Consider the following 13,143-nt stretch of genomic DNA (forward strand, 5'->3'; position numbering starts at 1 on the left):
CTATGCAAACTATTACTGAAATCATATATTTTGCTTCTGCAATAAAATGCACCTAAAATAATTGATAATTATCGATGCTAATTATTGCTTTTAGTTTATACATAACTTTTTAATACACACTTTGAGTCAGTGTGACCAACTTAGCAATTGACGCGCTCTGCTGATGTCAGAGGTACGATTAAAGGAAGAATCCTTTTAAATTGGCGTGTAATGACTCTGGCTGAAACTCCCAACCACGACAACTCCCTTAATCCTTTGCTCACCCTCAACTACGAACCAGCCTTAGAATCTTTGGGTGATGATTACTACGATGAAGTAGCAGCAGAGGAATTCCCTCAACATATTTTGCGCTGGCGTAATGATGCACTGTTATCTCACTTGGGACTAGACATTCAAGCCGTTACAGATGAGCATTTCATCAACGCCTTTGGCAAATTCCAGGGACGCAAACCTTTGATAGCACTGCGTTACCACGGTTATCAATTTGGTAACTATAACCCTTATTTAGGTGATGGCAGAGGTTTTCTCTACGGTCAAGTCCGCGCTAGTAATGGCGAATTATACGATTTCGGCACCAAAGGTTCTGGTAGAACACCTTACTCCCGTGGTGGCGATGGGATGCTGACACTCAAAGGCGGGGTGCGGGAAGTTTTGGCCGCTGAAGCACTACACCAGATGGGAGTCCGCACTTCTCGCTGTTTCACCATGATTGAAACTGGTTTATCTTTGTGGCGGGGTGATGAACCTTCTCCCACCCGTTCATCAGTTATGGTGAGAATGAGCAGTTCTCATATTCGGTTCGGCACTTTTGAACGTTTTCATTATTTACAGCGTCCAGATCTCACTAAAAAGCTGTTAGACCATGTAATTGAATATTATTACCGTCATTTAATCAGCCAAAAAGATAAATATGCCTTATTCTATGCAGAGTTAGTCCAGCGAGTTGCCGAACTAGTTGCACAGTGGATGGCCGCAGGTTTTTGTCATGGTGTTTTGAACACTGACAATATGTCGATTACTGGGGAAAGTTTTGATTACGGCCCATATTCGTTTATCCCCACTTACGACCCATATTTTACAGCCGCGTATTTCGATTATTACAAACGCTATTGTTATGGTCATCAACCCAATATTTGCCAATGGAATTTAGAAATGCTGCAAGAACCATTAAAGGCAATTATTGAGCTAACTGATATGGAAGCAGGACTTGCCAGCTTTAATGACTATTATGGGACAGAATATCGGCGTTTAATGTTGAAGAAGTTAGGTTTTGAGCAGTTGAACCATCCAGAAGCGGATGAGCTTTTAGAATTAACCATTACATTCTTAAAAGAAAGCCAAGTTGGTTATCATCTATTTTTCTCAGAAATGGCTCGGACTTTTTCTGCTAAATGGCGTGATGACCCAGCTTGTGTACTACACAATTCAGAGATTGGGCCAGCCGTAGGTACTTCCGCAATTTTTGATAATTGGTGCATACTCTACCATAAAATCTTAAATCATTTTGATTTAGATGAGATGGCAGTTATCACGCAAACCTTAGCTCAACATAATCCCAAAACAGTACTGCTTCGACCTGTAATTGAATCAATTTGGCAACCAATTGCTGAGGCAAATGATTGGCAATATTTTACAGATTTAATTCATCAAATTCAATCTAAACAGTAAATCTAAAAATTCTCAAACCATCATCAATGAGTGCATGGGGAGTATCCCGTTTTTTGTATGTCATTGCCAGCGTAAAGCCTTCTCTTCTCTTTCAGAGACGCTAACGCGAACGAGAGGCTTTGCCAACGGTATAGCTTCGCTTAACGCATTAGCATCTTGCAGAGAAGCGAAGTAATCGTAAATTTTCTGTAGCTTGTGCGTAAGTCCTATATTTGTACAAATATTGCTGTTTATTTTTTTATTTAAAATCAAATATCCAAGTTTTATAAATTTTACCTTGTGCCTTCTAACACAAAACGTTGATGCAGTTATGTATATTGTTATGAAAGTTACAGTATTTTTCTAATCAATGAGGTAAAAGCTAAGAATTCATAACAGTAATTATGCTGCTACCTACTTCACGAGCTATAAATTTAGGTATTATAAAAACAAACACTTTGATAAATGTCCCTGGGAATCAATGCTGGAAATTAAAACTCTTTTATTTCGAGATTTTGTTTCTTCATTTGAGAATTTCGTTATCATAGCTTTTGATTAAATCTACAGCAAATATCAGGTTGATCAATTTGTCTCAATCTAATTTTGAAAAATTTTCAAATATTGGGTTAACAACAGGATAGATATAATAAATGAAAAACTACATTTAACAAATATGAAAAATCATCGTTAACAAAAATAGATTTTTGTTAATATTTCTTTTGAAAAATTAATTACTGTCTTTTGAATACAAGTATTAGATACTGAAGAAATAAAAAACATAAGGAAAATTTAACTATTTTCTGAAAAAAATACCAGAAAAAATAAATTTTGAAAATGTGGATATTGTAAAATATTCATAATTTTAATTAATAGTAATAATCATTTAGACACATGCCGAAAGTGCTAGAGGATGAATAAGTGGTTAGGCGGCCCAGATATCATCAGTTCCCAGCAAGAAAAATTTTCAGCAAACGAGAGTTGCTGCCCTTGGTGGTGGGTCTTGTTGTTGCAATCGCAGTAGTTCTGCTTTGGCAGAAGCTATTAATTGAAGAGCAACATGATATTAAACAACTTATTCAACAACAAGCGATCGCCATTAAAACTGAATTAGCAGCCCAAGTAAATATGCGAATTCTGGCACTAGAGCGCATGGGCAAAAACTGGCAACTGTATGATAATTTGGATCAGAGAAAATGGCAAACAGAAGCAACAGCCTACATCCAAGATTTTGGAGGATATCAAACTTTAGGATGGATTGACCCATCATTGCAGGTGAGATGGACGGTACCCGAAGTTAACTATCAAATTGCCCAGACTTTAGAAATAACTCAAAAACCTCAATTACGCACAGCACTAGAAGCAGCACGCAACAGCCGCCAAACAAACTTTACGCCCACACTTGAGCTTATTCAAGGCAAGAAAGGATTTTTCGCATATCTGCCGCTATGGATTGGTGAGCAATTTGATGGCTTTATCGTAGGAGTTTTTCCCATTCAATCCTTACTAGATTCTCTGGTACATTTGCCCCCAGGGTATCAAATTAGGGTCTTTGAGGATGATAAATTAATTTACGGACAGAACTCATTACCAAAGCAGCTATTAAATTGGCAACAACAAGTCAGCCTTAACTTATATGGAAACAACTGGCAAATTGTCATCTATCCTTCTCTAGAATTATTAACCGACTTGCGATCGCCTCTGCCATTAGTGGTTTTAATCTCTGGGTTACTCATTGCCAGCACATGGGCATTATCTATTTATTTTGCTCAAAGTAGTGAACTGCAATACAAGCGTATAGCCGCTATTAATCAAGAACTAACAGACCGAATTTGGAAGCAGCAAAAAACTGAAATTGCTTTACGTGCCAGTGAAACTCACCTGCGAGAATTATTAGAAACAGTAAAAGTAATTCCTTGGGAATTCGATGTCAAAACTTGGTGCTTTACATATATTGGGCCACAAGCAGAAGCTTTATTGAACTATCCCCTAGCAGAATGGTATCAGGAAAATTTTTGGCTGAATCATCTGCATCCCCATGATCGGGAACAGGCGATGCGGATTTACCAAGACGCAATGGCGAAAGGCGAAAACCAGGAATTTGAATACCGAATGCTAACCGCCAGCGGGCGAGTTGTGTGGTTACGAGACATTGTCAATGTTGTCAAAAACACTGGAACCCCCATGATGCTTAGGGGGTTTATGTTTGAGATTACAGATTTGAAATTAGTAGAAGAAACTCTCAGATTGCGGGAACGCGCCCTGGCAGCTGCTAGTGATGGAATTATAATTGCTGATGCTAGACTGCCTAATCAACCAATTATTTACGTTAACCCCGCCTTTGAGCTAATCACAGGCTATAGTTCTGCGGAGATTATTGGCTATAACTGCGCTTTTTTGCCGGGTACAGATCCTCTACAACCAGCAATTCAACAACTGCAAACATCCATGAAAGCTGGGAAGAGTTGCCAAGTATTGTTACGTAACTATCGCAAAGATGGCAGTTTATTTTGGAATGAATTGAGCATTTCTCCTATTTATGATGACGCTGGTAGGTTAAGTCATTTTATCGGCATTCACACCGATATTAGCGATCGCAAACAAGCAGAATTAACTTTGCAGCGCCAAGCCCTGATCTTTGAAAACATGTACGATGGCGTAATCATCACTGATTTAACCGGAAAAATTATTGACTGGAATGGTGCGGCTGAGTGGATGTTTGGCTACAGCAAAGCCGAAATATTGGGCAGAAGTACAAGTATTTTATATAAACCTGAAGTAACGAATAAACTCATACCGCAAATTTTGCCAGATATTCAGCAGCAGGGACGTTGGTCTGGGGAACTTGAATTTATCAGCAAAGATGGCACTCAAGGAATTTGCGAAACTACAGTCATTCTCTTACAAGATGAACAAGGGCAAGCGATCGCCAGTGTCAGTTTTAATCATGACATTACAGAAAGAGTATTAGCACAACAAGCATTGCAACGACAATTACATCAAACACTGCTGTTAAAACAAATTACCCAACAAATTCGTCAAAGTCTCGATAGCAAAGAAATCTTTGCCACCGCCGCCGTCCAAATTGGTCAAGCATTTCAAGCTGAACGCTGCCTAATTCATTCTTATATTAGCGACCCCATACCACGAATTCCCTTAGTAGCAGAGTATAATAATTTTCCCACCTACACTTGTCAGGAAACAGTGGAAATTCCGGTAATCGGCAATCCTCATGCCGAGCAAATGATAACCGAGGATAAAGCGATCACTTCTGATGATGTATATGCTGACCCGTTACTCCAAAAAGCGCAAACAATTTGTCAAAACATTGGCTTGAAGTCCATGTTAGCAGTCCGTACATCTTATCAAGGAGAACCTAACGGTGCGATTGGCCTGCATCAGTGCAGCTATTTTCGCCAATGGAAAACAGAAGAAATTGAATTATTAGAAGCAGTAGCCGCACAAGTTGGCATTGCCCTTGCCCAAGCCCATTTATTAGAACAAGAAACCCGCCAACGCGAAGAGCTTACTTTAAAAAACTTTGCCCTACAACAAGCAAAACGTCAAGCAGAAGCAGCTAACCGCGCCAAAAGTGAATTTTTGGCCATGATGAGCCATGAAATTCGCACCCCAATGAATGCTGTCATTGGTATGACAGAACTGCTATTAGATACAGACTTAACCCCCCAACAGCGCGATTTTGTAGAAACCGTTCATACCAGCGGCGATGCCTTACTTACCATCATTAATGACATTCTCGACTTCTCTAAAATTGAGTCTGGCAGACTGGAACTAGAAGAAAAACCCTTTGATTTAAAAGCTTGTGTGGAACAAGTAATCGACCTTTTAGCCCCAAAAGCCGCCCAAAAACAAATTGAACTGATTTACCTCATCCATCCCCAAGTACCAACACAAATAATCGGTGACATTACACGCTTGCGCCAAGTTTTGATGAACTTGCTCAACAATGCCATTAAATTTACCCAACAAGGAGAAGTTGTCCTTTCTGTGTACGCCAACCACCTAGAAACTCAAAATCTCGACACTAGCTGTAAAATTCTGTTTAGCATCCAAGATACAGGTATTGGCATCACCCCAGAGAAAATGGCAAGGTTATTTCAACCCTTCGCCCAAGCAGATGCCTCCATGACCAGACTCTACGGCGGTACGGGACTAGGACTAGTGATTAGCCAACGCCTGAGTGAGATGATGAATGGTAGTTTATGGGTTGAAAGTCGCGGCTGTATTGGTGGCAATCCTGATCCTGGATGGCAAAATAGCAAGCCTGTTTTATCCACTTTCTCCCATCATGGTGCTACTTTCTATTTCACAATTACTAGCACAGTCCTGACCAATGCCCCATCAAGCGAAGTGACTACTTCTGTAGTTCAGTTGGCTGGTAAACGGTTGTTAATCGTGGATGATAATCCTACCAACAGCAAAATTCTCAGTTTGCAAGTGCAGTTCTGGCAAATGCAAACATATATTGCTGAATCAAGTGCAGCAGCTTTAGCTTTGCTGGCTCAAGGAATGGAATTTGATATTGCCATTCTCGATCTGCCAAGACCGAAAATTGATGGACTGGAACTAGCGCGGGCGATTCGTCAACAGCCTGGTGGACAAAATCTACCTTTAGTACTGTTAACTTCTTTGGGTACTCCAGAAATATGTAGAGACTTTAATGATGTGGGGTTAGTTGTCTGTTTAAATAAACCAATCAAACAATCTCAACTTCACTACGTCCTCACCCATACTTGCGGAAATAATTTGCTACCAGCCAATATTTCTCGTGCATATATTTCTCCCTTTGATATTCATTTAGCTGAGAAAATGCCCCTACGCATTCTCGTGGCAGAAGATAGCTTGGTTAACCAGAAAGTGGCACTACTAATGTTGCAAAAAATTGGCTACCAAGTAGATGTGGTAGGTGATGGGCGAGAAGTAATTCAAGCATTGCAGCATCAACCCTATGATGTAGTGTTGATGGATATTCACATGCCCGAAATGGATGGACTAGAAACCAGTCAAATTATCTCTCAGCAATGGGAAGCTAGTACTCGCCCTTATATTATTGCCATCACAGCCAACGCTATGCGGGGCGATCGCGAAGCTTGTTTAGCGGCGGGTATGGATGATTATATTAGCAAACCCATCCAAATGGCAGAGTTAGTTAAAGCACTACGTAAATGTCAGCCTTTTATCCCTACTAAAGAACCAACAATACAAACATTTTTGCCAATCGACAACCAACCCAGCACGGCAAATTTAGCAATATCTGCAATTGATCACAAAGTTTTGCAATCTTTGCGTCAGATGTTAGCAGGGGATCGGGTAGCATTTACAGAACTACTGCACTGTTATTTTTTAGAAGCACCTAAACTCATCCAAGAAATTAAGTCATCTGTGGTAAAAGAAGATGCCGAAACTTTATGGAAGACTGCTCACAAACTCAAGTCCAGTAGTGCTTCTGTTGGAGCAACCAGCCTTGCTCAAGTTTGTAAGCAGTTAGAAGCTAAAGGCAGAAGTAATGATCCTGGGGGATGTGCAGACATCTTGTCACAACTTCAACAAGAGTATGAGCAAGTCAAAACAAGATTGCAATTAGAACTGGAGGCGGGATCATGAAAACCAACTTTTACAAAAATCAATCTCTAGTTTTGATTGTTGACGATGAACCTTTTATTCGTACCCAACTGCGACTTGCTTTAGAGCGAGATGGATATCAAATAGCAGAAGCAAGAGATGGTATAGAAGCGTTAATGGCATTTCAGCAACTGCATCCCCAGATCGTCTTGATGGATGCCATCATGCCAGGGATGGATGGATTTGAATGTTGTGTACAGTTGCAATCTTTAGATCAAGGCAAGTATACGCCAGTGTTGATGATTACTGGCTTGGAAGATCAAGAATCAGTTGATCAGGCCTTTGATGCGGGTGCAATTGATTATGTGACTAAACCAATTCACTGGCCAGTATTACGCCAGCGGGTAAAACGCTTGATTCAGCAATCTCAGCTACAAAAACAGCTAGAAGCGGCTAACCAAGAATTACAAAGGTTGGTAACTATTGATGGTTTAACCCAAGTAGCTAGTCGCAGACGCTTTGAAGAGTATTTTTCCCAAGAGTGGCAACGGATGGCGCGAGACCAATTACCTTTGTCTTTAATTTTGTGTGATGTGGATTACTTTAAATCTTACAACGATACTTATGGACATCGGGCAGGCGATCGCTGTCTGCAAAAAGTAGCCCAAGCCATCAAAGATAGTGTCAAACGTCCGGCCGATTTAGTGGCGCGTTATGGTGGTGAAGAGTTTGCCGTGATTTTACCCAAAACAGAGATGCAGGGAGCCGCGATATTAGCAGAAAAAATTTGCTCGGTGGTGCGAAAATTGGCAATTCCCCATAGCAATTCCCAAGTCAGTGGTTATGTGACAATTAGTGCTGGGGTAGCAGCGGATATTCCTCAACCTGGTTCTGACTTTCAAGACATGATTTCTGCCGCTGATCGCGCATTATATCAGGCAAAAATTGAAGGGCGCGATCGCTTTCAGCTGTCTAATAAGCAATCAACTTACAATTTCTCTATTCCTCGTTGGGGTGCATGATATCTTTGTACTGTCAGGCATCAGGGAGAGAACACGATGACTAATGCCATACAAAAAAATGCCCGTTTACGCAGAAAAATTACGAGCTTTGGGCGTAGATCCTGATGCTCTATAAACTGTAAATTGCACCAAAAGTCCGATCTGGACAAATTTCAATTACCAAATCAGCAACCGATGGCGATCTCAGTATGGGTTTGAGGAACAATTCTGGGTGGAGCGATCGCCAAAAATATTTGACAAAATCTTCAATGTCTGAATTACTCATTCCTGATTTACCAGCAGCTACCATCTGTTGTTCTGCTTGCTTACGCCATTCTAGAGAACTGCGATAATCCCTAGGATAAAGCAAAATCAAGCTATCTAAGCGTTCCCACAATGGCAGATAATTGCTGAGTTGATTATTCATCTCCCGCGCAAATGCTTTGTCTGCGTCGGTAATAATCGGTGGCGGTGCTAAATCAAAAGCTGTTGGCTCAATTGGTCGCACACCCACAAACCAACCTTCAAATAAGACAATATCTATATCTGTAACAATTTCTGGAGTGGTGCGATCGCCTGCACCTGCATAAAGAGATTTATCAAACCGGGGAACAGTTACAGCCTTTTCTCCTTGGCGAATTTGCTCTAACACATTTAAGCCCAAATCTATATCATGGGTTCCTGGTGGCCCCCGCCAAATTAAGCGGGGGTCTTGCTGTAATAAAATTAAGCGATCGTCGTAGGTTTTATATAAGTCATCTAATGACCAACTCAGAGTGCGGTATCCCAACTGCTGAAGAATCAAGGATAAAACTTGGCACATTGTAGTTTTACCTGTACCTTGTACTCCTAAAATTCCTTGAATTAGAGGACGGTTAAGACTTTGGTGGTGTGCGGCTAATTTCATTCCCAGGGGTAGCCACAAGTCCCACAACACCTCTAACATTTCTTCAAAGTTAGCACGCAAACTAGTTTGACAAAATTGCTGAAAAGTTGGCAAAACAGATTTGAGTAATTGCGATCGCCTTTGGATCGTTTCATCAACATTTGTTGGTGTAATATCAAAAGCCTTTGCTTTTACCGGATCAGCCAATGTCGCCACTCGTACTTGCTGCCAAGTTAACTCGGTGAAATCTTCTGCCATCATCTCTTTGAGCCAAGGATACATCAATAATTTGCCTCAACACCACCATTTAGCAATTTTTCTAGGAGCCTAACTTAAAGGCTTCTACAAACAGACTATAAGTAAATCCCACTTTCAATGTATTCAGACATTCCAACCACAGCGGTCTTTTAGCAAACAAGTTACGACTATAAAATATCCTGTTGATCAACTCAGTTAATAATACTAAAAACGCAGCTACAAAAATGTCTAACTCGGCTTTTTGTCCTGCTATTGTTGAAATAGCTGTGCCTAGAAAAAAACCAAACAAAAAACTAATAATTAAGATTGACAGTCGCCGCCAAGGATTGCGAAATAATTGTCCTAAGCTACTAGCAATAGCATCTAATAAATTGTTGATTCTAGTGTTTTGCATCAATTAAATATACTTTGTTATTCAAATTAATTTGGTCAAAAGACTATATTTGAATATTATGATAAATTCCGTGATTTTTAAAATCAGGTATTAGCTATTTTGCATATTTTTGCTGGAGCGATGATTTATCAAGTAGATAGGCTTTTAGATAAAAAAGCTTAATCAACCCCGCGATTTAAATGTAAAAATTGAATGTATAACAGTTTACCTTATACCAACCTAGGAAAACTACTATTAAATTAAATGTATATTTTGTTCGAGTGCCTCATGAGCAGAGAATTTTGGTGTGAGGAATCATCAATTGTTAATAAATGTAAATATTTTATCGCTCATATCTCTCAGGGTTGAGCTATAACTATCTTGTTGTTCAGATTACGCTAAGGCGAGAAATTTTTAGATGTAATTATACGGTTGAATGTTTATTTTTATGTAATATTATTTGCTTAACCTTGTTACCCTACTGTAAAACCCAATGGAACAATAACCGGTAGAACGCTTCTTTAAGTAAAATTAAGGTAACTAATCATGCAAAGAGTGATTTTAGAAAAATGATAAGTATGATACCTCGTATAGCTTAATTTTACGAGAGTCTATTGTAGACAAGTCAGTAAATTTCTGTCATCCTGACGGCAGAGAATAGGCTAATATTTGGCCAAGACTAAACAAAAAATTATTTCTAACCAATATCAAAATGAAATCTCAGGTGTATCGTAAGGCTGCTGTTACAGCTTGTTGCTTGGGGCTGCTTGGATTGCTGGTGGGATGTTTAGATTTAAGTGTGTCATTTGAGACTACTAATCCTGATACCTCTGACACAGCATCTACTAATATGCCTCAGTCAAAAGGTAATTCTGAATTACCTGTTTTAGATGCTACCGCTACTTCGACAAATGTTTCCAGTACGATAACAATACCCGTTAACCAAGTAGAACAAAGCACTAGCAAAGTTCAGTCTATCTTGGTAAATCGTCCCAATGTAGCTGGTAGTGGCAAAGCCCAAGGGACTTTGCGGATGAGCAATCAAACTGATCAACCTGTGCGTCTGGCTTTACTAGCAAGGCAATTAAAAGGTAAAGGCTCGGCTAGTAGCAAGATTACCTCAGATATTCCAGCCCATTGGGATTTTGCACCTCAAGAGGGTAGCAGTAAAGGTTTGCTGCTTTCGTTACCTAATGGCAATTTAAAGCTAGAAAAAGGAGATATTTTAGTCGCCTTCGCCCAAGATGGTTCTCGACGCTACTGGGGGCCGTATGTTGTTGGCGAAACTTCCCTACCAACTTGGAAGGCTCAAACGAAAGAATGGCTGTTGGTGCTTAGTCAATAGTCAAAGGTCAAAAGTTCATAGTCTATAGATAATAATGTTTAGTTGACGACTAGTACAAAGCAAAAATCATCAAAGAACAAAATCTCACTCGTTAACGACTAATAACTATTGACTGTTGACTGATAACCATTGACTAAAAACCAAATGAGGATGAAATTGAGTATTTTCCACACTGTTGACCGATGGTTCAACAAGATAGCGCAGCGTCCATCTCTAGTGGTGACTTTATCGACTTTGTGGTTGATGCTGATTGGTTGGATTGGCTACGGGTGGAATTTAGGCAGTGTTGGCTTAGTTGATGAAACAGAGCCATTGTTTGCGGAAGCATCCCGACAAATGTTTGTCACTGGTGATTGGATTACGCCGTTTTTCAATGGTGTGACTCGGTTTGATAAACCCGCCTTAATTTACTGGTGTCAAGCGATCGCCTACTCAATCTTGGGTGTGAATGAGTGGGCGGTGCGTCTCCCATCGGCGATCGCGGCAATTGCAGTCATTAGTTTGGCTTTTTATACTGTACAGTGGCATCTGGCCAAGGAAGACTTAGCCGCAAAAGTTGAACGCCCCACACGGCGTTACTTAACAGCTGCGATCGCAGCTGCTGTTATGGCGCTCAACCCCGAAATGATTGTCTGGGGAAGAACAGGTGTATCGGATATGCTACTAACTGGGTGCATCGCCTCTTCCTTGTTATGTTTTTTTCTCGGCTATGCAGATAAAGAGGAAAGTGGAGAAAAAGTCTCTCATTCCCTACTCCCAAATAAATGGCATTTAGCTTGTTATGTATTAATTGCTGGGGCAATTTTAACTAAAGGCCCTGTGGGTATAGTCTTACCGGGGATAGTGATTTTGGCTTTTTTGCTGTACTTAGGCAAATTAGGCGAAGTTTTGCGAGAAATGCGACCACTGATAGGATTACTGATAATTCTGGCTTTATCAGTTCCTTGGTATGCCTTAGTCATTTGGCATAATGGCTGGAATTACATTAATTCGTTTTTTGGTTATCACAACATAGACCGTTTTACAGAAGTAGTAAATGGTCACTCAGCGCCTTGGTATTTTTACTTTTTGGTAGTACTTTTAGGTTTTGCACCATACTCTGTATATTTACCCGCAGCCTTCGCGCGACTGAAATTTTGGCAGCGATCGCAATGGTTAGTTCAAGAGCGATCGCAGCAACTAGGTTTATTTGCCTGCATTTGGTTTTTGGGAGTGTTTGGTTTTTTCACAATTGCTGTTACCAAACTACCTAGCTATGTTTTACCTCTGATGCCAGCTGCTGCTATTTTGGTAGCTTTATTATGGAGCGATTATTTTCCAGGCTCATTTGTATCTAGTTCTCGATCGCCACATAAATTGTTTTGGGCTAGTGGCTGGGCAAATGTAGTTTTTTTATCTACATTGTCTGTGGCAATATTTCAAATAGCTCAATTATTAGGAAGTGATCAAGCTGCACCGAACTTCCGCCAAACTCTACAAAATTCGGGTTTAACCGAACTAGGCGGTTCTATTTGGCTTTTGGGTGCTATGAGTGTGGCATTTTTATTAATAACTCGTCGTTGGCCAGGTATTATTGCTGCAAATTTGTTGGGGTTTGTAGCATTTTTAATTGTTGTATTGATGCCAGCAATGTTTTTGATGGATCAAGAACGACAGATGCCTTTACGGGAAATTTCTGCTATTGTCGCACAGGTGAAGCAACCCAACGAAGAATTAGTCATGGTAGGCTTTAAAAAACCCACTGTAGTTTTTTACAGCCATCAACAAGTCAACTTTATTAAATTGACAAGTGATGCCATTGTTTATCTGCAAAATAAAATAAATATGCCAGTCAAAGCACCATCTTTAATAATTTTAGCAGAACATAAAAACCTAGTTAAAATGGATTTACCTCCTGATAATTATGAAAATTTAGCCTCAAAAGGTGCTTATCAATTGATTAGAGTTTCTTTCAAGAAAATGAAACAACCAAAGCAAGATATTTCTTTCATTCTTCAACCAAGAGATACCCAAATGCTTTGAGAAGTTAGATATCTGAGCTTCTTGATTGTCC

7 protein-coding genes are annotated in these 13,143 nt (G+C 40.0%); 5 read left to right on the forward strand and 2 right to left on the reverse strand.

The genetic code is table 11. From position 1 onward, the window contains the following. Window positions 1-210 precede the first annotated feature (210 nt). From NOS7107_RS10290 to NOS7107_RS10300, 3 genes are all read left to right on the forward strand, one after another. Window positions 211-1,668, forward strand: a complete 1,458-nt coding sequence (locus NOS7107_RS10290) for a YdiU family protein (protein WP_015112908.1) — start codon at window positions 211-213, stop codon at window positions 1,666-1,668. Window positions 1,669-2,565: 897 nt separating this feature from the next. Continuing rightward, entirely contained in the window at window positions 2,566-7,269 is a 4,704-nt protein-coding gene (locus tag NOS7107_RS10295; protein ID WP_015112909.1) for a PAS domain S-box protein, read from the forward strand. Next, entirely contained in the window at window positions 7,266-8,249 is a 984-nt protein-coding gene (locus tag NOS7107_RS10300; protein ID WP_015112910.1) for a PleD family two-component system response regulator, read from the forward strand. The genes NOS7107_RS10295 and NOS7107_RS10300 overlap by 4 nt, the downstream gene beginning before the upstream one ends. A 109-nt stretch (window positions 8,250-8,358) precedes the next feature. On the opposite strand, the gene NOS7107_RS10305 is transcribed toward NOS7107_RS10300, so the two are convergent. Beyond that, window positions 8,359-9,396, reverse strand: a complete 1,038-nt coding sequence (locus tag NOS7107_RS10305; protein ID WP_015112911.1) for a glycerate kinase — start codon at window positions 9,394-9,396, stop codon at window positions 8,359-8,361. A gap of 37 nt (window positions 9,397-9,433) precedes the next feature. Next, the gene (locus tag NOS7107_RS10310) at window positions 9,434-9,766 is read right to left on the reverse strand and encodes a DUF565 domain-containing protein (RefSeq protein ID WP_015112912.1); all 333 of its coding nucleotides are present in this window, start codon (window positions 9,764-9,766) and stop codon (window positions 9,434-9,436) included. Between the two features lie 691 nt (window positions 9,767-10,457). Between NOS7107_RS10310 and NOS7107_RS10315 the strand changes: the two genes are divergently transcribed. Next, complete coding sequence (locus NOS7107_RS10315) at window positions 10,458-11,090, forward strand: hypothetical protein (protein ID WP_015112913.1); 633 nt, start codon at window positions 10,458-10,460, stop codon at window positions 11,088-11,090. Window positions 11,091-11,234: 144 nt separating this feature from the next. After that, on the forward strand, window positions 11,235-13,112 hold the full coding sequence (locus NOS7107_RS10320) for a glycosyltransferase family 39 protein (RefSeq protein WP_015112914.1): 1,878 nt from the start codon (window positions 11,235-11,237) through the stop codon (window positions 13,110-13,112). Window positions 13,113-13,143 lie beyond the last annotated feature (31 nt).

Origin of the sequence: Nostoc sp. PCC 7107, from assembly GCF_000316625.1 — a bacterium.
In the GTDB taxonomy this organism is placed as follows: Bacteria; Cyanobacteriota; Cyanobacteriia; order Cyanobacteriales; family Nostocaceae; genus Nostoc_B.

Excerpts from the sequence above, each read along its gene's own strand:
- NOS7107_RS10310 (WP_015112912.1), bottom strand. The coding sequence starts at position 9,766 with ATGCAAAACACTAGAATCAACAATTTATTAGATGCTATTGCTAGTAGC.
- NOS7107_RS10320 (WP_015112914.1), top strand. The coding sequence starts at position 11,235 with ATGAGGATGAAATTGAGTATTTTCCACACTGTTGACCGATGGTTCAAC.
- NOS7107_RS10315 (WP_015112913.1), top strand. The coding sequence starts at position 10,458 with ATGAAATCTCAGGTGTATCGTAAGGCTGCTGTTACAGCTTGTTGCTTG.
- NOS7107_RS10290 (WP_015112908.1), top strand. The coding sequence starts at position 211 with ATGACTCTGGCTGAAACTCCCAACCACGACAACTCCCTTAATCCTTTG.
- NOS7107_RS10305 (WP_015112911.1), bottom strand. The coding sequence starts at position 9,396 with ATGTATCCTTGGCTCAAAGAGATGATGGCAGAAGATTTCACCGAGTTA.
- NOS7107_RS10300 (WP_015112910.1), top strand. The coding sequence starts at position 7,266 with ATGAAAACCAACTTTTACAAAAATCAATCTCTAGTTTTGATTGTTGAC.